This window comes from Achromobacter sp. LC458 (genome assembly GCF_001005835.2).
GTDB lineage: Bacteria > Pseudomonadota > Gammaproteobacteria > Burkholderiales > Burkholderiaceae_B > Achromobacter > Achromobacter spanius_B.
This window is the reverse complement of record NZ_LBHW02000003.1, coordinates 1-24,396: the sequence shown is the minus strand read 5'-3', so window position 1 is coordinate 24,396 and position 24,396 is coordinate 1. Positions and strand designations below refer to the sequence as shown.

Genomic DNA, 24,396 nt, shown 5'->3' with positions numbered 1-24,396 from the left:
AACAACATTGCTGGTTACAGCGACGCCCGTTCCAGCCAACCCATTGCCCCAAATTCCGAACAATGGTGGTTAAGGAAAGCGGCGCCGGTCAATGGCGCTTTTTCTTCTTTACGATCATCCACTTGGGCATGCGAAACAGCACCAGGCGGCGATAAAGCACCACATAGGTGGTGGAGAAAACTGCCGTGAAGAACATTAACAGATAGGGCTGCTGCCAGAACAATACGGCGGGTATGACCGCCAACGACGAAAGCAACCACAGGTACGGCGACGTCATGGAATTGCGCTGGGTTTGATGCCGCATTTCGCGCGAGCCGATCGCCCAGCGCACAAGGCGCTTGTAGATCAGCATATGCAGGTGCACACCGTCGGGAGCGCCAGGGGAGCGGCCCCGCAGCCACTTTTTCCGATAAATGGAAAACAGGGTTTCGAATACCGGATAAATACACAGCAGCAACGGAAACCATGCTGACACTTCAGGGTGACGCGCCAGCATCAGCACTGACAATTCACCGATCATGAATCCCAGGAAGTAAGCGCCGCCGTCCCCGAGGAATATGTGGCCGTGCGGGTAATTCCAAACCAGGAATCCGATAATGCCGCCCAGCGTGCTCAATGCCACGATCAACAAAAACCGATCGCCGAGATAAAACGAGACGTAGGCAAACCCGGCCAAGATCATTGCGGACACCACGGCCGCCAGGCCGTTATACCCGTCAATAATGTTTATGGCATTGGCGGCGCCGCTAATGGCAACCGACGTGAAAATAAACGAAATAACCCAGAATTGCAGCAGCCAATCAATTCCGATAATGTCGACACGCGTCACAGCCGCGCCAAGCAGATAATACGCAATGCCGCCCGACAACATTGCAAGTCCAAGCCGCACCAAAACCCGCACTTGTTTGGTCAGGTCCTCGGCGAAGCCCCCTAGAAATGCCGGCATCGAGGCCGCCAACAGCAGCACCATGTTCGGAAGGACGTCCGGCTCGCGCACTGCCACCAAGGCGCACGTGACGCCGCTGGCGATCAGCAAGGACAGTCCGCCGATGCGGGGCACAGGCTTCGAATGGTACTTCTGCACGCCCTCCAGATCGTGGTCAGCCGTCAGGCCGTCGTGCCAAGAACGGTAGCGAACGATCAGCAAGGTCGAAAACAGCGAAACCAGAAACGCTACAAGAACGTACAGCATAAAAAAACGCGCCGGAGGGAGAATCGCGGAATTGTAGCGTCAGACGCAGACAAGGCATGAAAACAATATGGACAGCTTTGCAAAAGAATGGAAACGCGGCTTGCAAAATAAAAAGGGCCTGTTTGGCGCCTGATCAACCGGCTAAACTCGCGCATCTGCAGAATTGCGCGCACCGCGCCCGCCTCCGATTTGACGAGACGCGTCTGGACTTGGACATCAGTATCAAGACGTATTTACAAAAAAATATGCTGCCTTTAAAACCCGTTGACCTTGCGAAGCTCCCGCGCCTTCCCGAATGGCAAGCGTTCTCTCAGGCCGTCCAGCACGGCTCAATCTGCACTGATGAACTACGCCTGTTGCACGCCGCCGGACTAACCATCGACCTCAGCGCGCAGGTCTCATCCCCAGACGCCCGCGCTGCGGCAACCGCCCTGCTCCAAGCCCGTGGTTTCGACCAGGCACGCGCGGCTCTGCTGGCCGGCGACCACGTCAACAAGACAGAAGACCGCGCCGCTTGGCACACCATGCTGCGCGCGCCGGAACCCATTGAAGCCGTCGCCCGCGAACACCAACGTGTTCGGGAATTCGTGGAACAGGCGGACGCTCAGGGCAAATGGAAAGCGGTGATCCATATTGGTATCGGCGGCAGCGACTGGGGCGTGCGCTTGGCCACGGACGCGTGCAGCGGTAGCGGCGCTCGCAGAGCCCTGAAATTCGTGGCCAATATTGACGGGCATGCCCTTGAAGACGCCATCCTGGGCCTGAATGCCCAAGACACTCTTTTGGTCGTCACATCCAAATCCTTCACGACGGCAGAAACGCTGGCCAACCTGCGGCGCGCCGTGGACTGGCTGGCACAGGCGGGCGTGGAACGGCCGTATGAGCAGGTCGTGGCGATCACCGCCCGCCCCGACGCCGCCCGCGCGCTGGGGATTCCGTCTTCGCAGGTCTTCGAATTCTGGGACTGGGTGGGCGGCCGATATTCCTTGTGGTCCGCCGTGGGCTTGCCAGTGGCCATGGCGGTCGGGATTGACGTCATCGAAGGCATCCGTGCCGGCGCCGCCGCCATGGACGAGCACTTCGCCCAGGCGCCCATTGCCGAAAACGCCCCTGCGCAGCTTGCGCTGGCCGGCGTCGCCAACCGCAGCGTGCTCGGGTATGGGTCGCTCAGCATCGCCGCGTATGACGCGCGCCTGCAATTCCTGGCGCCCTATCTGCAACAGCTGGATATGGAATCGCTGGGCAAATCCGTGGATATGGCCGGCGACCCCGTGGGCGTGCCCACCGGCCCGTCGGTGTGGGGCATGCCCGGCACCGACGGCCAGCACACCTTCTTCCAGTGGCTGCACCAAGGCACGGACGGCGCGGCGGTGGATTTCATCATGTGCCGCGAAGCCGACCACCAATGGACCGAAGAACACGCCATGCTGCTGGCCAATTGCCTGGCCCAACGCCAGACGCTCCTGCGGGGTACGTCGCTGGATGCGGATCGCGACGCCATGCTGGCCCAAGGCATGCCCGCGGACAAGGCCGAATGGCTCGCGCGCCATCGCCGACACGAAGGCGGCAGGCCTTCTACGCTGATCGTGTTGCCGCGCCTGACGCCGTACGCGCTGGGCGCGTTGCTGGCACTGTACGAGCACAAGATCTTCGTACAAGCGTTGATCTGGGGGATCAACCCCTTCGATCAATGGGGTGTCGAGGCGGGCAAGAAAATGGCCAGCGGCATCCTGCGCGAATTGCACGGGCAAGGCCAAAACGCCGATCACGATCTTTCGACCCAGCATTGGATTTCGGTTCTGACGCAGGGGCGCTAATACCTCCGTACCGGCATCGGCGCAGGGCCCCAAGTAGCCAAACCTGCTGTTTGGGAAGAGAATGTGCACATAAAGCTTCTATAAGGAGACTGCCATGCGCATTGCCGATGCCCAATGGATTCCTTCGACGCAGCACCAGACATGGGATGCGTTGACGGACCCGAGAGTCTTGCAGAAGTGCATACCGGGTTGCGTGGAAGTTGCGATGCGCAGCCCTACCGAATACGCCGTCACCCTGCGTGCCAATATCGCGGGGATCGACACCGACTACGAGGGCGAGATCCTGCTCTCGGACGTCAACGCCCCTGACAGCTGCACCCTGGTGTTCGAAGGCAAGGGCCGTGCTGCTTGCCTGGCCATCGGCACCGCCCAGGTCAATCTCAGCACCAAGGACCAGGGCACCCGCGTGGCCTATACCGTGGCCGGCATGGCGGGCGGCAAGTTGGCTGAATGTGGCGAAGGGCTGTTGCTGAAAGCCGGCGACAAGATCATCCAGAAGTTCTTTGCCGCGTTCATCGACCACATGGCCGTCCAGCCACGGATTGCGCCGCCGCCCCCTCCCCCAGAACCCGAACCTCGCGGCGTGTCCAATTCCCGCTGGTCATGGCTGCTGGTCGTGGTGATCATTGCGGTTTTCTGGGGCTACCACTCGTTTTACAAGTGAAAACCCTAGTGGGCCGGTGATATCCTAGGCGGCATGACTCCGCCGCCGACACCGACCCAGCCCGCCGCCGATCCCACCCGCTCCAAGAGGGATTTGCTGATGGCCATGGCGGGGGTCTCGGCAACCGTGGTGCTGGCCGCGCTGGATTCCACCATCATCAGCACCACGCTGCCGCGCGTGGCCGAGGCGCTGAACGGCATGGCGCTCTATGCCTGGGTGGGCACCGGCTACCTGCTGGCCACCGCCGCGTCCATCCTGATCTTTGGTCGGTTGGGCGACATGTTCGGGCGCAAGCCGCTGATGCTGGTTTCCGTGCTAATCATCGCGCTGGGCTCCATTGCGTGCGGGCTGGCGCAGTCCATGACCCAATTGATCGTATTCCGCACCCTGCAAGGGGTGGGCGGCGGCATGATGATCGCGACCGCCTTCGCCGCGCCGGCCGACCTGTTTCCCGACGCCAAGCAGCGCGTGCGATGGATGGCGCTGGTGTCCGCCGCCTTTGCCATGGCCAGCGGTATCGGCCCGGTGCTGGGCGGCGCGGCGACCCAGGCGCTGGGCTGGCGGGCGGCGTTCTTCATATCTCCCGTTGCGGCAGCAGGCGCGTTTTTCCTGTTGGCCCGCTACTTTCCCCGTATTCGCCCCATCCACGACGGCAGCCGCAAAATCGACTGGGTCGGTGCCATTCTGCTGGTGTTGGCCGTGGGCGCGCCGCTGGCCGCGCTGGAACTGGCCTTTGCCCAGGGCGAGCATGCCCACCCCCTGCTGGGCGCCATGTTGGCAGTGATCGGCGTGGCCGCCATCGCCATCCTGATTCCTACCGAACGCCGCGTGAAGTCGCCCATCTTTCCGCTGCGCGTGCTGGCCGGACAAGAATCCAAACTGCTGAACCTGGCCGCGATGATGGTGGGCGCGGTGATGTTCGTGCTGATCTTCTACAGCCCGCTGCTGTTGCAGCAGGTGCTGGGCTACACCCCCAGCGAAGCCGGGTTGCTGCTGACGCCGCTAGTTGCCGCGATTTCGGTGGGCAGCATCATCAACGGGCGCATGTTTCCCAAGCAGACCGAGCCGCAGCGCTTGATGGTGTTTGGCGGGCTGCTACTGGCAGCCGGGACCTTGATGGTGTTGCTGATTTCACCTGGCACGTCGGCGTGGTGGATTCTTGCCGCGTTCTTCGTCAACGGATGCGCGCTGGGCTTTCTGCTGCCCAATCTGACGCTCTTCATGCAGATGCTGAGCGAACGCCGAGACGTGGGCGTGGCGTCCGCGCTGGTGCAAACCACCCGCGCCATCGGCAGCGCGCTGGGCACCGCGCTGGTCGGGATCATGATTTCGCATGGCACGGTACTAAACGGAGTGCGGGCCGGGCTGGTCTTGTGTATTGTCCTGTCCCTGTCCTGTGCGCTGCTGGCGTACCGGGTCAAGATGAAGAACCTGGTCACCAGCCGCAAATAAGGCTCACCGAGACACACCATGCGTCAACGCAATTTGCTGGACCTGCTGCTGCTGGCAGGGGTCTGGGGCGGTTCCTTTCTGTTCATGCGGCTTGCCGTCAACGATTTCGGGCCGGTCGCGCTGATCGAACTTCGGGTCGGCCTGGCCGCGCTGTTCCTGCTGCCCGCCGCGATGTGGCGCGGCAAGCTGCCCGTGATTGCGCGGCACTGGAAGGCCCTGCTGGTGGTCGGCACCCTGAACGCCGCCGTACCGTTCCTGCTGTATGCCTATGCCGCGCAATCGTTGGGCGCGGGGTTCCTGTCCGTGGCCAACGCGGTAACGCCCGTGTGGGGCGCCGTGGTGGGATGGCTGTGGCTCAAGGACAGGCTGCCGTGGATGCGGTCGCTGGGTCTGTTGATCGGCTTCGTGGGCATCATCGTGCTGGTGTGGGACAAGCTTAACTTCCAGGCCGGGGGCACCGGCCCCGCCGTGCTTGCCGCCGTTTCCGCACCCGTCTTCTACGGCATCGCCGCGAACTGGACCAAGCGCTTCCTGACGGGCGTGGACGCGCTGGCCAGCGCCACGGGCAGCATGATCGCGGCCTCGCTGGTGCTGCTGCCGTTGGCCGTGTCCGCCTGGCCGGAGACGCCCGCATCGATGACGGCGTGGATATCCACGGTGCTGCTTGCCGTGGTGTGCACCGGCGCGGCCTACATCATCTTTTTCCGGTTGATCGCCAACGTCGGCCCCACCGGCGCGGTCAGCGTCACGTTCCTGGTGCCGATCTTCGGCGTGGTGTGGGGTGCGTGGTTGCTGGACGAAAGCATCACGCCGTCCATCGTGCTGGGCGCCGCCATCATCCTGGTTGGGACCGCGCTGGCGTTGGGACTGGTCAAGCGGCGCGCGTGATCCGCCGCGTCAGTATTTGTCGGACGAGCCCGTCAGCGCCACGCCGATACGCAACAGCGTGTAGGACGCCGCATCCACCCAACGCCGCAACCAGCCCCGGCGCTGATAGTCCAGCGGCCGGATGAAATTGCCACCCTCGCGAATGGCCGTTTCCAGGCGCTCTTGCAGGTCCCAGGCAAAGGGCTGATCGTCGACGACGACGTTGGCCTCGCGCGCCAGCAGCAAGCTGAAGGGGTCCAGGTTCGATGAGCCCACCGTCGCCACGTTGTCGATCACGGCAACCTTGGCGTGCAGGTAGCTGGGCATGTACTCATAGATTTCAATGCCGTCGCGCAGCAACTGGTCGTATAGCGAGCGCGTGGCGTGATACTGCATGCGGTATTCGACCTTGCCTTGCAACAGCAGGCGCACGCGCACGCCCCGCGCGGCGGCCTTGGCCAGGGCGCGGCGAAATTGCCGCCCCGGAAAGAAATACGCGTTGGCGATGAGAATGTCGCGCCGAGCCTGCGTGATGCCATATAGGTAAGCGCGTTCAAACGTCTGGCGAAAACGCAGGTTGTCGCGCAGCACCAGCGCGGCGCGCAGCGTGCCGCAGGGCTTGACGTGCGCGTGGTGCGGCTTGGTCAGACGCATGCGGTTCCAGTCGCGCGGATGGCGGCGCAGCCGTGCCCAGTTCAGGCGTACCCACAGCAGGTCTTGCGCATAGGCCGCCTCGGTGACCAGCGGCCCTTCCACCTGCACCGCGAAGTCAAAGCGCGGCCCCGGGATGCCGTCGGTGGGGTCCAGGTCGTCGTAATCGTCCACGACATTGATGCCGCCGATGAATGCGATGCTGCCGTCCACCACGGTCACCTTGCGGTGCAGGCGGCGCAGGCGGCTGCGTGATGGGATGTAGCGCGCAAACCAGCGTGGTTCGGGCCGGAAGATGCGGCATTGCGCGCCCGCTTCAAGCAGGCGGGCGCGCACGGCTTCCACATGCATGGCGCTGCCGAAACCGTCCAGCACCACCCTGACCTTCACGCCGCGCCGCGCTGCCGCCATCAGGCTTTCCAGCACCTGGACGCCTGTGCGGTCCAGCATGAAGATGTAGGTTTCCAGATGCACGCTGACCTGCGCGGCATCGATGGCCGCGCAGAGCGCGGGGAAAAAGTCGGCACCGTTCTGCAACAAGCGAATGCTATTGCCGTCCGTCCATTCCAACTTGACCTGCTCGGCCTTCACGGGAGTTCCAGCTCCGCCAGCAAGGGAGAATGATCGGACAGGCGCGCCCATTCCCGCCCGCGCAACACGCGCGCGCTACGCACAGCGAAACCGCGCTGATAAATGCGGTCCAGGCGAAACCAGGGGAACACGGCCGGAAAGGTACGGGGCGGCGGCAGCAGCGGCGGCGCGCTGCCGCCCATGCCCAGCTGATTGGTGCGTTCCATCACGGACAAGCCGCCGTTGGGCAAGCCGCGCAACGCGTTGCTCAGGCGCTTGACCGAATCGCGCAAGCGCGGCAATTCACCACCATGGCTGCGCGGCGCGTGCGAGAACACTTCGTACAGCCCCAATTGCTGTACGAACAACGGGGCCAGGCGGTCGTTCCAGTCGTTGAAATCGCCAGCGATCAGGATGGGTTCACCGTCAGGCACCATGCGACGAATGCGCTCGGTCAGCGCCAGCACCTGGCGCGTTCGGCTGCCGGCGAACAGGCCCAGGTGCACAACGAAACAGTGCACCGGGCGGTCATCGACTTCGATACGCGCGTGCAACAGCCCGCGTTGCTCCAGCCGGTGATCGGAGATGTCCAGGTTTTCGTGGTCAAGAATGGGAAAGCGCGACAACAGCGCATTGCCGTGATCCGTGGCATGACGGATGGCGTTGCGGCCATAGGCCACGTCCAGCCTCAAGGCGGCGGCAAGTGATTCGTGTTGCGCGTGGAGCAGGGATCGTTGCTCGTTGCGGCCCTGGACCTCCTGCAGGAAGACAAGATCCGGGCGCAGGCCATACAGGCCCAAGCGAAGTTCATTCAGGGAGTCGAGCCGGCCCAATGCCGAACGGCCCTTGTGAATGTTGTAGCTGACGACACGGATGAGCGACATAAAAGCGATGGCGCCTTTTGAAAGCAGAGGAACCACTGGCCAGACCCAAGAGCAGCTCCGGCAAGCACCGCCAACAAAGCGGCGTTTGCCAGATTACTCCAATTCAGCCACACCCTGCCGCGACAAAACACTCACAAGTAGCCACGCAGCCAAGAACGCAACCCGCCGCAAGCCCATGCCGCCCCACAAGCCGGGCCGCCGAGGATCCGGCTCCGCCGGTCCCGCAAGGCGCCCCCTGGGGGGAGGCGCCCCCGGCGCCTCGGGGGGGCTTACTTAGCCTCGACGTTACGCAAGCGGATGTGCAATTCGCGCAGCTGCTTTTCGTCGACTTCGGAAGGCGCTTGCGTCAGCAGATCCTGGGCGCGTTGCGTCTTCGGGAAGGCGATCACGTCGCGAATCGATTCGGCGCCGGTCATCATCGTGACAATGCGGTCCAGGCCGAATGCGATGCCGCCGTGCGGAGGCGCGCCATATTGCAGCGCGTCCAGCAGGTAGCCGAACTTTTCCTGAGCTTCCTCGGCGCCGATCTTCAGCGCGCGGAACACCTTGCTCTGGACTTCTTCGCGGTGGATACGGACCGAGCCGCCGCCAATTTCCCAACCGTTCAGCACCATGTCGTAAGCCTTGGCGAAGGCCTTGCTGGGATCGGTTTCCAGGAAGTCTTCGTGGCCGTCCTTGGGGCTGGTGAACGGGTGGTGGGCGGCGGTGTAGCGGCCGTCTTCCTCGTCGTATTCGAACATCGGGAAGTCAACCACCCACAGCGGCTGCCAACCGGCCTCGAACAGGCCCGTCTTCTTGCCGAATTCGCTGTGACCGATCTTCACGCGCAGCGCGCCGATGGCGTCGTTGACGACCTTCTCGCGATCCGCGCCAAAGAAAATGATGTCGCCGTCTTGCGCGCCGGTGCGCTTGACCAGTTCGGCCAGGGCAGCGTCGTGCAGGTTCTTGACGATGGGCGATTGCAGGCCGTCGCGGCCCTTGGCCACTTCGTTGACCTTGATGTAGGCCAGGCCCTTGGCGCCGTAGATGCCCACGAATTGCGTGTAGCCATCGATTTCGCTGCGGGACATTTCGGCGCCACCGGGCACGCGCAGGGCAACCACGCGGCTGCCGGGCGCCGTGGCGGCGGCGGCAAACACCTTGAAGTCCACATCGCGCATGACATCGGTCATGTCGGTGAATTCAAGCTTCACGCGCAGGTCCGGCTTGTCGGAACCATAGCGGCGCATCGCTTCGGTCCACGGCATGATCGGGAACGGCTGCGCCAGATCAACGCCCTGCACCACCTTGAACACGTGACGGATCAGGTTTTCGAAGATTTCGCGGATCTCGAATTCGTTCAGGAACGACGTTTCGCAGTCGATCTGGGTGAATTCGGGCTGGCGGTCAGCGCGCAGGTCTTCGTCGCGGAAGCACTTGGTGATCTGGTAGTAGCGGTCAAAGCCCGACACCATCAGCATCTGCTTGAACAGCTGCGGCGATTGCGGCAGCGCGAAGAAGTGGCCGGCGTTCACGCGCGAGGGAACCAGGTAGTCACGCGCGCCTTCGGGCGTGCTCTTGGCCAGCATCGGAGTTTCGATGTCGATGAAGCCCAGCTGGTCCAGGAACTTGCGCGTTTCGATCGACACGCGGTAACGCAGCATCAGGTTGCGCTGCATTTGCGGGCGGCGCAGGTCCAGCACGCGGTGCGTCAGGCGGGTCGTTTCCGACAGGTTGTCGTCGTCCAGCTGGAACGGCGGGGTGACCGACGCGTTCAGGATTTCAACTTCCTTGCACAGCACTTCGATTTCGCCCGAAGCCAGCTCGCTGTTGGCGGTGCCTGCCGGACGCTCGCGCACCAGGCCGGTGACGCGGACGCAGAATTCATTGCGCAGGCGCTCGGCGGTGGCGAAGGCGGCGTTGTCCGGATCGAACACGATCTGGGCCAGGCCCGCGCGGTCGCGCAAGTCGATGAAGATGACCCCGCCGTGGTCGCGGCGGCGGTTCACCCAGCCGTACAGGGTGACGGTCTGGCCGAGATGGTCACGGCAAACCTGGCCGGTGTAGCAGGTACGCATGCGGGATGACTCCGTTGTGTGCTTAGTTTGAGCGTAAGGGTTACGAATCGGCTCGCGGCGCGTCTTGCACGCCGGTTGCCGGAGAGAGCGGGGCCGGTTGACCCTCGGGCGCAAGCGCCTGGGTCGGGGCGACCACGCCCATGGAAACGATGTACTTCAATGCCGCGTCCACACTCATCTGAAGATCGATCGCGTCGGCGCGAGGCATCATCAGAAAGAAGCCGGACGTGGGGTTTGGTGTCGTGGGCACATACACGCTGATGTGGTCGCCCGGCATCAGGCCGGCCACTTCACCGCTGGGCGTGCCGGTAACGAAAGCGATGGTCCAGGAACCAGCGCGGGGGTACTGCACCAGTACCGCCCGACGAAACGCCTGGCCATTGGGGGCCAGCACGGTGTCGCTGACCTGCTTGACCGAGTTGTAGATGGAGCGCACCAGCGGAATACGGCCCAGCAGGCTTTCCCACTGGTCCACCATGGTACGGCCGATGAGGTTTGCCGCGAATATGCCCGTCAGCAACACCACTACGATGACCAGAACGAAGCGGAAGCCCGGGATGTCGATGCCGAACAGCGATTCGGACGACAGGAAGCCGGGCACGAACCCTTCCAGGGTGGCGACCAGCAAGCCCAGTACCCACACCGTGATGACCAGGGGGACCCAGATCAGCAAGCCGGTGATGAAGTACTTCTTGATAAGGCGCATCCGCATTGCAGGGGCTCTAGGCGGGCGTACCGCCGGCCGGCGCAGCGGGGCTGGCCGCAGGCGCGGCTGCCGGTGCGGGCGTGGTGCTGGCGGCGGGTGCCGCCGGCGTGGCCGCCTGGGCACCTTCCGACGGCGCCGCGGCACCCGTGGCGGCTGCGCCACTTGAACCGTTGTTACGGAAGTCGGTCACGTACCAGCCGGAGCCTTTCAGCTGGAATCCAGCCGCGGTCACCTGCTTGGAGAACGTGCTTTGGCCGCATTCGGGGCAAACCGAAAGGGGCGCATCGGAAATCTTCTGCAAGACGTCTTTGGCATGGCCGCAGGCGCTGCACTTATAAGCGTAGATGGGCATCAGGGGCTCCGAGGCACACGCCCGGAAATCAAAGCCGTCAAACGCCAGACACGAAGTGGTCAGGAGCGACGGGGGGGCTAGGCCGGAAAAAAATTCGGGAAAGTCTTGAATTTTAGCGGTTTTTCGGAAACCGTCGGTGCCCGGTCACGCCTTGGGGGGCCAAGCGGCATCCCCAAGGGCGCGACCCTTGCGTCGCCGGGCTTTCCCTAGAGCGGCAGCAGGAACATCAGGGCCGCGATCAAGGTGGGCCCCAAGGCGGACAGAAACAGCCGTCCCGACGAAATGCTGCCATCCGGGAAGTGATTTTTCAGAATGGCGAAACCTGCCGGGTTCGGCGCATTGGCGATCACGGTCAGGCCGCCGCCCGTCACCGCGCCCGCCACCAGCATGTAGCGCCAGGCTTCGTTGGTGCCTTCAACCAGCGACCCCAGATACGTCAGCGCGGCGTTGTCGGTAATGGCGGTCAGCGCCGTTGCCCCCCAGAACAGCACGAACGGCTGCAAGCCGCCCAGCAGATCCTGCAACCACCACTTCTGCAAACCGCCCAGCACCACCAGCCCGGCCAGGAAGAACCCGACCATCAGGCCTTCCTTGATCAACAGGCGGTTCTGATGGCGCTTATAAGCTTCGGAAAAGCCGATGAACATCATCAACAGGCCCATGAAAATGGCCGGGTGATGCGCGGTAAGCACCACGGCTACCAGGAAAACCAGATGCACGGCGATGACCAGCATCGGCACCGGCGGTCGCGAATCCGAGCCTTGCGCGCCGTCGACACCGCCGCCCGTGCCCACCGAGCGGTCCATCAGCGCCTTGCGGCAGATAAACGTCAACAAGCCGGCGTTCAAGCACACGGCCACCGCCGCGCGCCAGCCGAAGTGCTGCGCCATGAAAGCGGAATCCCAGCCGAAGGTGGACGCCACCATCAGCACCGGCGGCGCCGCGTAGGCGGTCAGCACGCCGCCGATCGACACGTTTACGAACAGCACACCCAGAGTCAGGTACTTGAAGCCGGCGCGGCCGCTCGTGCGGAAATAGGCGTCACGCAGCAGGATCGCGGCCAGCGTCATCGCGGCGGGCTCGGTGATGAAAGAGCCGCCCAGCGGCACCAGCGCCATCACCACGAAGAAGGTGGCCAGTTCGCGCGGCAGGGGCAGCACGCGCGCCACGACGCGCACCATCAGGCCCACCATTTCCAGGATCGGCCGGCTGGCCGCCACCACCATGATCACGAAAACGAACAGCGGCTCGGTGAAGTTGCGCGTGTCCATGTAACTGATGGCGCTGGCCGGACCGGTCAGCGCGGCCATCGCGACGATCAGCGCGAACGCCCAGACGCCGAACACCGCTTCGACTTCGGCGAACAAATGCCAGATGCCGGCATGCGGGCCGCCGCGATGGGCCAGGCGCGCAAAAACGGGAACGGAAAAGGTATGAAGAACCGCCACCGCGAACAGGATGGTGGCAATGACTTCAATGGGCTGGGGCATAAGAGGGACTTCCGAAATAAGGAATCACGCAACGGAAAAACCTGCGATGCGGGGCGCAAACCACGCGCGACGCAACCGCGATCCGGCGCTGCTTACCGAACAAGGCAGGCAATATAACGCAGCCCTATTTCCGTGTAACGCAGGGTCTACACCAAGTGACTCCTGAAGACGCTCTGCTGCCCGCGCCCCCTTCTAGCTGATCGGCGCGGGCGGTTCCGCGCCCTGTTGCGCGGCCTTCATCTCCATCAGCAAGCTGTGCAGCATCTCGGTGGACAGGCCGTGCAACACCAGCCGATAGCCCGCCCGCAAGGTCGACATCGGCACCAGCGGGTGGCTGTTGTTGACCAGGATCAGGTGCTGCGGCGCGCCCAGCAATTTGGCCGCGTAGATGCCGATGGTTTCATCCAGCTGCAACGAGTTGGCCGCGCGCCAGAAGTCGTTGTCGGTCAGCATCAACTGGTACAGCGGGGTAAACAGTTCGATGGCGCTTTGCAGGTCCAGGAAGTTCAGCTTGCCTTGCGGCATGTCTTCCAGCTTCAGCGGCGGGTCCTCGATCATCGAGAAATCGACCGACTTGGGCGCATGCATTTCCACGCCCGCCTCGCGCAGTGCCTGGTTCAGGCGGATCACGAAGTTGAACAGGTTCAGGTCGTGCTTGACGAAGAGTTCGTCCTTCAGACCGTCAATGTCCAACGGCTTGAGCGGCGTAGTCGTGATCGGTACCGGCGAGTTCGCGCCGATGAACGCCAGCGCCTGCGCGCCCAGGTGAAAGTGCCGCAGGATCAGCCAGTTGGCCTCGGGCGATACGAAGCGCTTGAGCCCCCAGGCCAGGATGCGATGCAGCAGCCGGGAATGCGACCAGCGGCGCGGCAGGAACGTCTTGACCACCTGGATCACGATGATGAAGGCGCGCGCCAGCGGACGCAGGAACGGCAGCAGGTACTGACGCGAGGCGCAACTGGAATCGGTCAGCCAGGCCTTTTTCACCTTGTCTGGCAGCGGCGTGCTGCGGTCCAGGTACAAGGCCAGCCAAGGGCTGGGGTCGGCCGGATCATGCGCCTTGGCCAGGAATTCGGGTTCCTTGCTCATGCGGCATCGCCCTCCATGACATGGTGGAACTGCATCAGGTACAGCGCGGCGGTGCGGCGGGCGGTGTCCACGATGCGTTGTTCGGCGCGGCCGTCTTCGTCGCAATCCAGCGCCAGTTCCACGGCCGACAGCCAGCGGGCCAGATGATGCTCGTCGTTGTGGCCGTGATATTCAAGGAAGCGGAATGCGTCGGGCGGCAGCTTCAGGCTGGCCTTGAGCAAGGGCAGCAGCGCAGGCACGATGCGCTGGCCCGTGCCTTCGATGATGTAGATGGCGCCCAGCAGCCCGATCGGGTCACGCGTGGCGGCCAGGCCGTGCAGATAGGCGTTCAGCGCTTCGCCGCCGGGGTTGCGGCGCAAGGCGTCGATGTTGTCCACGGTGCCGCCCGCCGTGCGGTAGTCCTGGAACAGGATCTGGAAATCGTTTTGCTCTTCGCCCGCGTGCATGTCGATCAGCGCGGCCAGCGGCGCGTATTGCTCGGTCAGCGAGGCCGCGCCCTCGCGCATCCACTTGCTGCCTTCGCGCACCTGGGGAATCCAGTTTTCCATCCAGTTCAGATAATCGCCCGTCTGGAATTCGCGGCGGCGCAAGCGGCGCACCACCGGCGTGCGCCACACGCGCGAACGGTAGTCGTGCCAGATGGCGGCCAGCTCGGTCAGCAACTGGCCCAAGCCTTGCGGGGCCATGTCGGGGTCATGTGGCGGCGCGATGGCGTCGGCGTCATCGCTTTGCGTGTCGATGCGGGCGGTGGATTTGGCGGCCGGGTTTGCGGCCAGATTCACAGGATGATCGGCCGTGGACGGCGACGCCCCGGCCACGGCCGGCGCCTGCACCGCTTCCGCTTCCAGCAACATGTAGGCCGCCATGAAACGCCCCGACTCGGGGATATAGCAAAAAATCTGTTCGCCCGGTTTGATCTCACGCGTTTCCAGGAACTCGGCCAGCATGATCAAAATCGACGCCGCGCCCGTATTGCCGCGCCACGCCAGATTGCTGAACCAGCGTTCACGCGGAATCACCAGGCCGGCCTTTTCCATCAGGTCTTCGACCACGGGGATGAATTTTTCCGACGAGTAATGGCACAGGAAATGGTCGACCTGATCCGGGTCCACCCAACCATCGCGCACCAGCTTGGCGTATTCATGGATGCCGATGTCGAACAGATGCGGCAACAGTCGGATGTCCTGGCGCAGCGACAAGGCGCCGTCGGCTTCGGCCTCGTTCCAGGACGGATAGTCCAGATGGCCCTTTGCGCGGTCGGCGGACAGGCCCAGCTGCATGCACACCGGGTAATCGCCCGAGAACGACCTCTGATGCACCCACTTCAGTTTCAGCCTGACGCCCTTGGACGCCCCGGCCAGCGCGCGGCCGCTGTTGCCCAGCAGCAAGGCGCCCGCGCCGTCGGACAGCATCCAGCGCAGGAAATGCGCATCGAAATCGGCGTCGTACCCGCGCGCCGCAAAGCGCGATCGCTTGAACAGACGCGACGGCAATTCGCTGGCCACGGCCAGCGCACTGGCGTGCCCGCCCATCTCGACGCCTTGCGCCGCCGCCTGGATCGCCGATACCCCCGCCGCGCAGATGCCGTGCACCGACAGCGTTTCCATCGGCTGGGCGGCAAGCTCGCCCTGGATCATGTTGGCGAAACCCGGCATCAGGGCGTCGCCGCCCGACGACCCGCTGGTCAGCATGGACACGGCCGACAGGTCGCTGTCGGCGCGCCGCAGGCAATCGCGAATGGCGTTGGCCGCCAGCTGCGCATTCGTATAGACCGTCTGGCCTTCCGCGTCGATAGCGTAGTAACGGTGCTTGATGCCGTTCTCGGCAAGGATGCGGCCTTTGATGCGGCTGGACATGCGGTTCAGCGGCGCGATGTAGTTGTCCATCGCCTCGTTGGACACGGGTTCGCCCGGCATGAAATAGCCGGCGCCTTCCAGGTAGACACGATTAAACGCGATAGGCATGTGACAGGCCTCGAGTGGTAATGGGTAAGGCGCTAGCGAACATGCTCGGGCGCCATGCAGGAACGGCTGCGCAGGCGCGGTACGAAGGCGCCCAGCACGAAGACACGGAACATATACGGCACCAGCCCCGCTTCATTGAGCGCCGGGTTGACGCGCGCGCGATAGTGTTCGCGATGCAGCCGGGTCAGTTCGGACCAATGCGCGCGCGGGTGCTCGTGATGCGCGGTGTGCAGGCCGATGTTGAACAGCAACGGGTTGACCAGCCCTTCAAAATTGCGTGCGTAGTTCAGGCCGGCAACATGGCGCGGCCCGCCGTCGGCATGGGCGTGCTGCAAGTAGTTGGTGGCCAGCAACCAATGCAGGCCATGCAGTTGCGGCACGATCACGAACACCAGCGCCTTGACGGGGTTCACGGCCAGCAGCCCACCCCATAGCCCCAGCCACGCCCCGTATTGCGCCATGCTGTAGCGCCAGGCGCCCGGCCAGTGGCGGCGCAGCCGGCCCAGCCACGCGAAGAACATCGGGTACAGCACCCAGCCCGCCTGAAATGGGTGCAGCACGTAGCCCCACAGGTGGTTGGTGTCGCCGCCAAAACGATAGGTGCGCGCGGCGTCGCGCGCACCATGCTTGTAGCGATGATGATTCGCCACATGGGCCGGGTAAAAGACGAAGGTCGGGTGCCCTTGCAGCAGCGTGATCCAGAAATCGGTTGCGCGGTTGGTCCAGCGGCCGCGCCACATGCGGATGTGGGTGTGGTTGTGATGGATGACACCGATGCCCAGCGTCAAGAACAGCATCAGCGCGTAAAGCGGCCACCAGAATCCGTACACCCATTGCCAGGCCGCCAGCGCGGGCAGCGTGGCCAGGTAGGCCAGGCTTTGCCAGTCGCGCCGGTTGCGCAAGGACGGCAGGCGCCGCCGGGGGTCAGGCTTTGCCGCCAACAGCGTCTCTGCGCTGGAATGCATCCAGCTGGTTTGCCGCGGCCTCGGCCTTCAGGCGCGTCCGAAACAGGCGGTCCATAAACGTAAACTGAAAACCGTAATTGCCGTTGTAGCAGGCGTGATGCAGATGGTGACGCCGGCTGGCGGCGAACCAATGCGCGTAGGACACCTTGGGGAAAAAGTCGTAGTTGGCATGGCCGATGCAATTGAAGAACAGGCTGAACAGCGGCACCGACGCCAGCGCCCAAAAGCTGAAATCATGCAACACCATCGGCAGCATGATGACGTTGCCCAGCATCAGCGCTTCGATGGGGTGAAAGCTGTAGGTCGAGAACGGCGTTGTAACCACGGAGCGGTGATGCGGCAGGTGGAAACGACGCAGCAGCTTGGTGTGCAGCAAGCGGTGGTTGACCCAGAAATGGACATCGTTCCAGGCCACCAGCACCAGGATTTCGACCACGACTTTTTGCCAGCTGGGGTTCGGGTCCAGATGCGCCCAGCCCAGTTGCAGCAGGCCCCACGGGAAAATCATGCCGGTGCCGAACAGCAGGATGGACAGGCCGGATTGCGCGAGTTCCCGGCGTAGCTGGCCGGGCCCCAAGGGGCGCGGATCCAGCGGCTTGCCGATGCCCAGTGCGGGCAACACGTGCTGGGTCAGCAGCCAGGTAGCCGCGCCGAAGACCAGATAGATGCCGCCGAAAAACAGCAGCCCCGCCAGCATCACCTGCCAGGCGGACAAGGCTTCAAAAGCTTGGGCCATGAACGTTTTGTTTCACCCCGAAGAATGGCCGCATCATAAGCAATCCGTCAGCATCCCGGTAGGGCATTTATTACCAAATGAATCCGGGCAACACAAAGCTGATGGACTGCAACGTGATCGCGGCCTAACTTCCGTCTACTGGCAAGGAAACTGGCGGTTCAGGCCGGCAACGGCCGCATCCAGACGCACCGCCAACGCCGCGCTGGCGGCCGGCATCGGCAGCCGCAATTCGTCGATCAACAAGCCTTGACGACTCAGCTGCGCCTTCAGCGGCCCGGGGTTGGGTTCTTCGAAGGCCAGGCGGATCACCGGCGTCAAGGCGTGGAACAACCGCCGAGCGACGTCCAGCTGCTGTGCGCGCACCGCTTGGTACATGGCGACGAACAGATCGGGCCGCACATGCGCGGCGGCCGCGATCATGCCCGCCCCGCCCAGGCACAGCACCGATAAGGTTTGCAGGTCTTCGCCCGCCAGCACATTCATCTGGCCGTCGGTTATCAAGGCCAGCGTCTTGTCCAGCGACCCGCCGCAATCCTTGATGGCCGCCACGTTCGGATGCGCGGCCAGCGACAGCAACGTCGATGTCTCAAGCGTTGTGCCCGTGCGGTAGGGAATGTCGTACAGCACCAGGGGAAAGCGCGAAGCATCGGCCAGGCGGCGAAAATAGGCGGCGGCCCCGTCTTGGCCCGCTCGCACGTAATACGGCGCCGGGGCCAGGATGCCGGCCAGCGGCCGCGTGCCAAAGGCGGACAGGCGTTGCAGCACGTGCCCTTGGTGGTTGCCCGCCAGCCCCATGATGACGGGCAGCCGGCCGGCTTCGGTCAGCACGGCGTCCAGCACCGCCAGTTGCTCGGCGTCGTCCAGTGAGGCGGCCTCGCCGGTGCTGCCACACACGACCAGCCCGTCGACGCCCGCCGCCGCGTAGTGGCGCACCAGGCGACGCAAGGCGCCCCCGTCGACAGCTCCGCCCGAAAACGGCGTGACCAGCGGCACCCACACGCCTTGGAACACAGATTGTTGAATGGACATGAGAACACTCCTTCGATGTAAGCGGACCGCGGTTGGACCGTACAGAAGTGCTCGGGATATCAGGGGTGCGCAAGAGGCGCCAAAGCGCCGCCAGAAGGCCGCTGTTCCGTCGCCCATCTGACGGAACAGCATGCTCCGGTCAGATGAGCGGCTGTTTTTTGGATTTCAGGCCGACGGCAGCCAGCACCACGCCCAGGGCGCGGATACAGGAAGCGGATTGGATGGCCTGATGAATCATGAATGAATAAAACGATAAGACGCGCGTCGGCGGCTGATGCGGAAATCTACCGGGCGGCCGTTGGCGTGTCAACGGCCGGCGCTTAGCCCAGGCTGGCCAGGAACACGGCGCACAGCGCCTGCATGCCTTGGCGGTCGTCTTCGTCGAAGCGGTCGGGCACGGGGCTGTCCACATCCCACACGCCGATCAATTCGCCTTGATGCACCAGCGGCACCACGATTTCGGAACGCGACGCGGCATCGCAGGCGATGTGGCCGGGAAATGCGTGCACGTCCGGCACCAGCTGCGTCTGACGCTGGCTGGCGGCCGCGCCGCACACGCCGCGATTCAGCGGAATGCGCACGCAGGCCGGCTTGCCCTGGAACGGGCCAAGAACCAGTTCGGTGCCGTCAAAGAAATAAAAGCCTGCCCAGTTCAGATCGGGCAAGGCTTGGTACGCCAGCGCGCTGAGGTTGGCGGCGTTGGCGATGCGGTCGGGCTCGCCCTGCAGCAGCGCGCGGGCCTGCGCGACCAATTCGGCGTACAGGGCGGACTTGGACTCGGCGACGATCGGGGCGGCTTCGAACATGGCGATAAATGTAACTGTACAGGCGGTTTTCGATGCAGGTGATTTTAGGGGTTCCGCGCGTTAAAGGGGCCGGGCTGCTACCGTATGGGACAATACTTTTTTGTCGCAGTCCCCTACACAAGCCTCTCCCTTTACCCTTCTTCTTCAAGAAGCAATCCATGGACAAGCCTCTCGAACCTGCGTTTTCCTTTTCGGAACGCGCCCAGCAACTTACCAGCTCCGCCATCCGCGAGATCCTCAAGGTCACCGAGCGCCCCGAAGTCATTTCGTTCGCTGGCGGCTTGCCGGCGCCCGGCGGCTTCCCGGTAGAAGTGGTACGTGCTGCGTTCGACAAGGTACTGTCCACCAACGGCCGCGCGGCCCTGCAATACGGCCCCACCGAAGGTTATGCGCCGCTGCGCCAATGGGTTGCCGACGACCTGAACCGCGCGGGCGCCAACGTTGCCGCCGACCAGATCCTGATTGTCTCCGGTTCGCAGCAAGCGCTGGACCTGCTGGGCAAGGTACTGATCGACAAGGACAGCAAGGTCCTGGTCGAAGACCCCAGCTACCTGGGCGCGCTGCAATCGTTCAGCCTGTACCAGCCGAAGTTCGTGCCGGTGCCCACCGACGAAGGCGGCCTGATCCCCGAATCCATCACGCCCGAACTGGCCGACGGCGCGCGCTTCCTGTATGCGCTGCCCAACTTCCAGAACCCCACGGGCCGCACGCTGAACCTGGAACGCCGCATCGCGCTGGTCAAGCGCGCCGCCGAACTGAACCTGACCATCATTGAAGACGACCCCTACGGCGAACTGCGCTACGCAGGCGAGCCGCAGCCCGGCCTGGTGGCGCTGGCCGCCGAATACGGCGCCAACGTCGTGCGCCTGGGTACGTTCTCGAAGGTACTGGCCCCGGGCCTGCGCCTGGGCTATATCGCCGGCGCCCGTCCGCTGATCAACAAGCTGGTGCAGGCCAAGCAAGCGACCGACCTGCACACGCCCACGCTGACGCAGATGGCCGTGTACGAAATCGTCAAGGACGGCTTCCTGGAAGAGCACCTGCCCAACGTGCGCGAAATCTACCGCGCCCAGGGCAGCTGCATGCTGGAGGCCATCAAGCGCGAATTCCCGTCCACCGTGACGTGGACCAAGCCGGAAGGCGGCATGTTCATCTGGCTGACGCTGCCCGAGCACATGGACAGCACCAAGCTGCTGGAAAAGGCCATCGCGCAAAACGTGGCCTTTGTGCCCGGCGCGCCGTTCTACAGCGGCGTGGGCAAGCAGAACACGCTGCGCCTGAGCTTTGCCACCGTGCCGGAAGACAAGATCCGCACCGGCATCGCCATCCTGGGCAAGCTGCTCAAGGAATACACGGCATAAGCAAACCGTAGCTTTCTAGGCAATGCGGCCTGAAAGCCGCACCCTGAAAGGCGATTGACCTTCCACGGCCGGGCGCAACGCCCGGCCGTTGTTTTATGCTGTCGGCTTTCCCGACCAAATTCTGACCGTGACAGTGAGCGCCTCGCAACAACCTCCCGTCGACCTCAGCGACATCGTTTTCACCGACTGGGTCGAACGCTGGCTTCCGAAATCCTGGCGACCCTACGCCCGCCTGTGCCGGCTGGATCGGCCCATCGGCACGTGGCTGACGCTGCTGCCGGCCGTGGCCGCGCTGGTGCAATCGGCCGGTGGCCTGCCCGACCTGCAACGGCTGATCGTCTTTTCGCTGGGCGCGCTGCTGATGCGCGGCATCGGCTGCACCGTCAACGACATGTGCGACCGCAACTTCGACAAGCACGTCGAACGCACCCGCTTCCGGCCGCTGACCAGCGGCCAGCTGTCGATGAAGAATGCAGTGTGGTTCCTGCTCGGGCAACTGCTGGTGTGCGGATCGCTGCTGTTTTTCCTGAACGAAATGAGCCGCTGGCTGGCCCTGGCCGTGCTGCCCTTCGTGTTCATCTATCCGCTGTGCAAGCGTGTCACGTACTGGCCGCAAGTGGTGCTGGGCATCTGCTTTAACTGGGGCATGCTGATGGCCTGGTCCGACACGCAAAACGTCGTGCCGCTGGCCGCCATCGCCATGTGGTTGGGCGCGGTGCTTTGGCAGGTGGGCTACGACAGCATTTATGCGTACGTCGACGTGCGCGACGACCGCAGCCTGGGGCTGCATTCCACCGCCATGCGCTTTGGCGATCAAGGCAAATTGTGGATCGGCGGTTTCTACGCCGCGACCGTCCTGCTGTGGGCCTGGGGTGGTTACGCCATGGGTTTGTCGTGGGCGTATCAGGTTGGCATGGCCGCCGTCGCGGTGCATCTGGCATGGCAGCTGAAGGTGTTCGACATCCAGCGCCCCGACCGCAACTTCATGCTGTTTCGCGCCAACCTGTGGCTGGGCGCGCTGCTGGTAGCAGCGGCGTTGGCAGGCACGCTGATCCGGTGATCCGTTGGTCCGCTGATCCGTCGGTCCGCTGATCCGTTGGTCCACGGGATCCGTTGGTCTGCTGATCCCTTGGCCCGCCAAGGACGACGCCCCAGGGCGGACCGCAGCGCACCGCCGGCGCCGGGCCGGCCCGGCCGCCAACCACGGGGCGCCGCATTGCCGCCTACGCCAGATCAGGCCATCATGGTGTTTCCGCAACGCCTTACGGAGACACCGCATGCCCTCTTTCGTTAAATCCCTGGCCGCCGCCGCCGCTGCGTGCGCCGTGTTCGGCACCCTGCCCGCTCAGGCCGCCACCGATTGCTCGGCCCAACGAGGCTGCGCCGCCAAGTTCTGCGAAATCGAAAACGACATTGCCGCTGCGCAAGCACAGAACAACACGCGCCGCGAAGCCGGCTTGAAAAAGGCCTTGGCCGAAGCCCGGGCAAATTGCACCGACAGCCGCCTGCAATCCCAACGCGAAGCAAACGTGCGTGAGAAGCAGTCCAAAGTGTCCGAGCGCGAACAAGAGCTGAAGGAAGCCCGCGCCAAGGGCAAGCAGGACAAGATCGATAAGGCGCAGCGCAAGCTGGAAGAAGCCCAATCCGAGTACAACGCGGCGCTGGTGGAACTGAATCGCTAAGCGGCGTCAGGCACTCACAGCCACCGCCGCCACGTAAAGCCCCGGTCCAAAGCCGGGGCTTTGCTTTTTGGCGACCCCGGTCACTTTGCCCGGCGGACGCGGATGCGAATGGTCATCGGGGGTCGCCACCGACCACAACCTATCGTGTCATCAGATGGAAATATCGCCATCTATGGTGCCATCCGGTGAAATCCTCATCGATTAGTACATTTTTTGGAAAGATGTTTTCAGGTAATAAGGGTTTATCCCGAGGTTGTTTGAGCACAGAATGCATCTCATCGGGACACAGCAAGCGAACCCCAGGCAATGACGCCAGCGGTTCGAATCCCAAGCTCACAAGACACCGGAGGTCTGCTATGAAAACCCTTGCTACCGCATTGATGCTGTCCATGTCCGTTCTGGCCGCTGGCGCGCAAGCCGCCGAAGCCGACCAAGCCCCCACCCGCGCTCAAGTGCAAGCTGAACTGCAACAAGCCAAGGTCTCGGGTCAATACACGTTTGGCGAAGAAGGCTACCCCGCCCCCATCGCCCAGAAGTCCAGCCTGACCTCGCAACAAGTTCAAGCTGAACTGGCCCAAGCCAAGAACGCCGGCGAAGTCACCTTCGGCAACCTGGACTACCCGCCCGTCGCCGCCGCTGAACACACCACGTCGCTGAGCCGCGCCCAAGTTGAATCGCAACTGGCTCAAGCCAAGGCAGAAGGCCTGGTGACCTTCGGCAACATGGACTACCCCCCCATGGGCAGCTGATGCACTGGCCTGAAAAGGCCGTGACAGCCCCATCGAAAGCCCCTCGGCAAACGCCGGGGGGCTTTGTTTTTGACGCTTCGACTACTTATTAAGTCGTTTTGTCGATAACTTAAGCCGTTACGACGCTTTAGGTTCTACAAATCGACAGCGCTCCCGCATAGGATGAGGCCACCCCATCCCCCCATCCGCAGGAGCCGCACCATGTCCACGTCAGCCACCCGCCCCATCGTTTTGCTGGGCGCCGGAAAAATCGGTTTTGCCATCGCCTTGATGCTCGAACGCAGCAGCGATTACTCGGTGCTGGTTGCCGACCAGGATCCAGCCCGGCTGGGCGTGCTGGCCGAATTGGGCTGCGAAACGCGCCAGATCAGCGACGACGACTCGGTGGCGCGTTGCATCGAAGGCGCTTACGCAGTCGTCAACGCCCTGCCGTTCCACCGCGCCACCGCCGTAGCAGGCCTATGCGCTCGCGCGGGCGTTCATTACTTTGACCTGACCGAAGACGTCGCCAGCACCCACGCCATCCAGGCGCTGGCGGGCGATGTGCATAGCGTGTTGATGCCGCAATGTGGCCTGGCGCCCGGCTTCATCGGCATCGTCGGCAACGCGTTGGCCCGCCGCTTCGACACCTTGCTGGACTTGCGCATGCGCGTGGGCGCCCTGCCGCGCTACCCCTCCAACAGCCTGCGCTACAACCTGACCTGGAGCACCGAAGGCCTGATCAACGAATACTGCAACCCTTGCGAGGCCATCGTCGACGGCAAGCTGACCAGCGTGCCCGCGCTGGAAGGCTACGAAACCTTTGCCTTGGACGGGGTTGAATACGAAGCCTTCAACACGTCGGGCGGACTGGGCACGCTGCCCGCAACGTTGTTGGGGCGCGCCCGCAACGTCGACTACAAGTCCGTGCGCTACCCCGGCCACTGCAACATCATGAAGTTGCTGCTGAACGACCTGCGGCTGCGAGATCGCCGCGATCTGCTCAAGGATATTTTCGAGTCGGCCATTCCCACGACCGAGCAGGACGTCATCGTGATCCAGGCGTCGGCATCCGGCCATCGGCACGGCCGGCTGGAAGAAGAGTCCTATCCCATCCGCGTGTTCGGCGCCGATGTGGACGGCCACCGCCTGAGTGCGATCCAGCTGTCCACCGCCGCCGGCATTTGCGCCGCGCTGGACCTGGTGGCGCAAGGCGTCTTGCCGCAAAAGGGGTTTGTGGGCCAGGAAGCCATCGACCTGGACGCCTTGCTGAACAACCGCTTTGGCCGCGTCTACGCCGGCAAGCCGCTGGCGCTGGCCGGCTGCGCAACGGC

At 63.6% G+C, this 24,396-nt stretch carries 22 protein-coding genes; 9 read left to right on the top strand and 13 right to left on the bottom strand.

Features of this window, described 5'->3' with window-relative positions:
• Positions 1-88: 88 nt before the first annotated feature.
• Positions 89-1,192, bottom strand: a complete 1,104-nt coding sequence (locus tag YH64_RS03550; RefSeq protein WP_046802947.1) for a glycosyltransferase — start codon at positions 1,190-1,192, stop codon at positions 89-91.
• A gap of 245 nt (positions 1,193-1,437) precedes the next feature.
• Between YH64_RS03550 and pgi the strand changes: the two genes are divergently transcribed.
• From pgi to YH64_RS03530, 4 genes are all read left to right on the top strand, one after another.
• A complete protein-coding gene (gene pgi, locus YH64_RS03545; protein WP_046803126.1) occupies positions 1,438-3,009 on the top strand; it encodes a glucose-6-phosphate isomerase in 1,572 nt (523 codons plus the stop codon).
• A 94-nt stretch (positions 3,010-3,103) separates the two neighbouring features.
• Complete coding sequence (locus YH64_RS03540) at positions 3,104-3,673, top strand: carbon monoxide dehydrogenase subunit G (RefSeq protein ID WP_046802946.1); 570 nt, start codon at positions 3,104-3,106, stop codon at positions 3,671-3,673.
• Between the two features lie 33 nt (positions 3,674-3,706).
• A complete protein-coding gene (locus YH64_RS03535) occupies positions 3,707-5,125 on the top strand; it encodes an MFS transporter (RefSeq protein WP_120157290.1) in 1,419 nt (472 codons plus the stop codon).
• A gap of 18 nt (positions 5,126-5,143) precedes the next feature.
• Complete coding sequence (locus tag YH64_RS03530) at positions 5,144-6,013, top strand: DMT family transporter (protein ID WP_046802945.1); 870 nt, start codon at positions 5,144-5,146, stop codon at positions 6,011-6,013.
• 9 nt (positions 6,014-6,022) lie between these two features.
• Here the strand turns inward: YH64_RS03530 and clsB are convergent, their stop codons facing one another.
• The 12 genes from clsB to YH64_RS03470 form a co-directional block, all read right to left on the bottom strand.
• Positions 6,023-7,234: a cardiolipin synthase ClsB gene (gene clsB / locus YH64_RS03525; RefSeq protein WP_046802944.1), complete on the bottom strand. Its 1,212-nt coding sequence runs from the start codon at positions 7,232-7,234 to the stop codon at positions 6,023-6,025.
• Positions 7,231-8,097: an endonuclease/exonuclease/phosphatase family protein gene (locus YH64_RS03520; protein WP_046802943.1), complete on the bottom strand. Its 867-nt coding sequence runs from the start codon at positions 8,095-8,097 to the stop codon at positions 7,231-7,233. Before YH64_RS03520 ends, clsB begins: the two co-directional genes overlap by 4 nt.
• Before the next feature lie 269 nt (positions 8,098-8,366).
• A complete protein-coding gene (gene aspS / locus YH64_RS03515) occupies positions 8,367-10,154 on the bottom strand; it encodes an aspartate--tRNA ligase (protein ID WP_046802942.1) in 1,788 nt (595 codons plus the stop codon).
• Positions 10,155-10,194: 40 nt separating this feature from the next.
• Complete coding sequence (locus YH64_RS03510; RefSeq protein WP_046802941.1) at positions 10,195-10,860, bottom strand: DUF502 domain-containing protein; 666 nt, start codon at positions 10,858-10,860, stop codon at positions 10,195-10,197.
• Positions 10,861-10,876: 16 nt separating this feature from the next.
• Positions 10,877-11,212, bottom strand: a complete 336-nt coding sequence (locus YH64_RS03505) for an FmdB family zinc ribbon protein (RefSeq protein ID WP_046802940.1) — start codon at positions 11,210-11,212, stop codon at positions 10,877-10,879.
• Positions 11,213-11,418: 206 nt separating this feature from the next.
• On the bottom strand, positions 11,419-12,702 hold the full coding sequence (locus YH64_RS03500; protein ID WP_046802939.1) for a putative Na+/H+ antiporter: 1,284 nt from the start codon (positions 12,700-12,702) through the stop codon (positions 11,419-11,421).
• A 192-nt stretch (positions 12,703-12,894) separates the two neighbouring features.
• On the bottom strand, positions 12,895-13,791 hold the full coding sequence (locus YH64_RS03495; protein ID WP_046802938.1) for a hypothetical protein: 897 nt from the start codon (positions 13,789-13,791) through the stop codon (positions 12,895-12,897).
• On the bottom strand, positions 13,788-15,755 hold the full coding sequence (locus YH64_RS03490) for a StlD/DarB family beta-ketosynthase (protein WP_046802937.1): 1,968 nt from the start codon (positions 15,753-15,755) through the stop codon (positions 13,788-13,790). Before YH64_RS03490 ends, YH64_RS03495 begins: the two co-directional genes overlap by 4 nt.
• Before the next feature lie 32 nt (positions 15,756-15,787).
• On the bottom strand, positions 15,788-16,720 hold the full coding sequence (locus YH64_RS03485; RefSeq protein ID WP_082134337.1) for a fatty acid desaturase: 933 nt from the start codon (positions 16,718-16,720) through the stop codon (positions 15,788-15,790).
• Positions 16,680-17,456, bottom strand: coding sequence for a sterol desaturase family protein (locus tag YH64_RS03480; RefSeq protein WP_046802936.1), 777 nt, complete (start codon positions 17,454-17,456; stop codon positions 16,680-16,682). The genes YH64_RS03485 and YH64_RS03480 overlap by 41 nt, the downstream gene beginning before the upstream one ends.
• A gap of 135 nt (positions 17,457-17,591) precedes the next feature.
• The gene (dapA, locus tag YH64_RS03475) at positions 17,592-18,485 is read right to left on the bottom strand and encodes a 4-hydroxy-tetrahydrodipicolinate synthase (RefSeq protein WP_046802935.1); all 894 of its coding nucleotides are present in this window, start codon (positions 18,483-18,485) and stop codon (positions 17,592-17,594) included.
• A 320-nt stretch (positions 18,486-18,805) separates the two neighbouring features.
• A complete protein-coding gene (locus YH64_RS03470; RefSeq protein WP_046802934.1) occupies positions 18,806-19,291 on the bottom strand; it encodes a GAF domain-containing protein in 486 nt (161 codons plus the stop codon).
• A gap of 158 nt (positions 19,292-19,449) precedes the next feature.
• On the opposite strand from YH64_RS03470, the gene YH64_RS03465 reads away from it, so the two are divergent.
• The 5 genes from YH64_RS03465 to YH64_RS03445 all read left to right on the top strand — a co-directional run.
• Complete coding sequence (locus YH64_RS03465) at positions 19,450-20,652, top strand: PLP-dependent aminotransferase family protein (RefSeq protein ID WP_046802933.1); 1,203 nt, start codon at positions 19,450-19,452, stop codon at positions 20,650-20,652.
• A 133-nt stretch (positions 20,653-20,785) separates the two neighbouring features.
• The gene (ubiA, locus tag YH64_RS03460) at positions 20,786-21,712 is read left to right on the top strand and encodes a 4-hydroxybenzoate octaprenyltransferase (protein ID WP_046803123.1); all 927 of its coding nucleotides are present in this window, start codon (positions 20,786-20,788) and stop codon (positions 21,710-21,712) included.
• Positions 21,713-21,929: 217 nt separating this feature from the next.
• Positions 21,930-22,334, top strand: a complete 405-nt coding sequence (locus tag YH64_RS03455; RefSeq protein ID WP_046802932.1) for a DUF1090 domain-containing protein — start codon at positions 21,930-21,932, stop codon at positions 22,332-22,334.
• Positions 22,335-22,690: 356 nt separating this feature from the next.
• Positions 22,691-23,083 (top strand): DUF4148 domain-containing protein, encoded by a 393-nt coding sequence (locus YH64_RS03450; protein ID WP_082134336.1) that lies wholly within the window; start codon positions 22,691-22,693, stop codon positions 23,081-23,083.
• Positions 23,084-23,284: 201 nt separating this feature from the next.
• Positions 23,285-24,396 (top strand): saccharopine dehydrogenase family protein (locus YH64_RS03445; RefSeq protein ID WP_143215235.1); only part of this gene is annotated, 1,112 nt, incomplete at its 3' end.

What these genes read in the sequence shown, in the direction of transcription:
- YH64_RS03550 (WP_046802947.1), bottom strand. Translation starts at nt 1,192, where the DNA reads ATGCTGTACGTTCTTGTAGCGTTTCTGGTTTCGCTGTTTTCGACCTTG.
- pgi (WP_046803126.1), top strand. Translation starts at nt 1,438, where the DNA reads ATGCTGCCTTTAAAACCCGTTGACCTTGCGAAGCTCCCGCGCCTTCCC.
- YH64_RS03540 (WP_046802946.1), top strand. Translation starts at nt 3,104, where the DNA reads ATGCGCATTGCCGATGCCCAATGGATTCCTTCGACGCAGCACCAGACA.
- YH64_RS03535 (WP_120157290.1), top strand. Translation starts at nt 3,707, where the DNA reads ATGACTCCGCCGCCGACACCGACCCAGCCCGCCGCCGATCCCACCCGC.
- YH64_RS03530 (WP_046802945.1), top strand. Translation starts at nt 5,144, where the DNA reads ATGCGTCAACGCAATTTGCTGGACCTGCTGCTGCTGGCAGGGGTCTGG.
- YH64_RS03520 (WP_046802943.1), bottom strand. Translation starts at nt 8,097, where the DNA reads ATGTCGCTCATCCGTGTCGTCAGCTACAACATTCACAAGGGCCGTTCG.
- aspS (WP_046802942.1), bottom strand. Translation starts at nt 10,154, where the DNA reads ATGCGTACCTGCTACACCGGCCAGGTTTGCCGTGACCATCTCGGCCAG.
- YH64_RS03510 (WP_046802941.1), bottom strand. Translation starts at nt 10,860, where the DNA reads ATGCGCCTTATCAAGAAGTACTTCATCACCGGCTTGCTGATCTGGGTC.
- YH64_RS03505 (WP_046802940.1), bottom strand. Translation starts at nt 11,212, where the DNA reads ATGCCCATCTACGCTTATAAGTGCAGCGCCTGCGGCCATGCCAAAGAC.
- YH64_RS03500 (WP_046802939.1), bottom strand. Translation starts at nt 12,702, where the DNA reads ATGCCCCAGCCCATTGAAGTCATTGCCACCATCCTGTTCGCGGTGGCG.
- YH64_RS03495 (WP_046802938.1), bottom strand. Translation starts at nt 13,791, where the DNA reads ATGAGCAAGGAACCCGAATTCCTGGCCAAGGCGCATGATCCGGCCGAC.
- YH64_RS03490 (WP_046802937.1), bottom strand. Translation starts at nt 15,755, where the DNA reads ATGCCTATCGCGTTTAATCGTGTCTACCTGGAAGGCGCCGGCTATTTC.
- YH64_RS03485 (WP_082134337.1), bottom strand. Translation starts at nt 16,720, where the DNA reads ATGCATTCCAGCGCAGAGACGCTGTTGGCGGCAAAGCCTGACCCCCGG.
- YH64_RS03480 (WP_046802936.1), bottom strand. Translation starts at nt 17,456, where the DNA reads ATGGCCCAAGCTTTTGAAGCCTTGTCCGCCTGGCAGGTGATGCTGGCG.
- dapA (WP_046802935.1), bottom strand. Translation starts at nt 18,485, where the DNA reads ATGTCCATTCAACAATCTGTGTTCCAAGGCGTGTGGGTGCCGCTGGTC.
- YH64_RS03470 (WP_046802934.1), bottom strand. Translation starts at nt 19,291, where the DNA reads ATGTTCGAAGCCGCCCCGATCGTCGCCGAGTCCAAGTCCGCCCTGTAC.
- YH64_RS03465 (WP_046802933.1), top strand. Translation starts at nt 19,450, where the DNA reads ATGGACAAGCCTCTCGAACCTGCGTTTTCCTTTTCGGAACGCGCCCAG.
- YH64_RS03455 (WP_046802932.1), top strand. Translation starts at nt 21,930, where the DNA reads ATGCCCTCTTTCGTTAAATCCCTGGCCGCCGCCGCCGCTGCGTGCGCC.
- YH64_RS03450 (WP_082134336.1), top strand. Translation starts at nt 22,691, where the DNA reads ATGAAAACCCTTGCTACCGCATTGATGCTGTCCATGTCCGTTCTGGCC.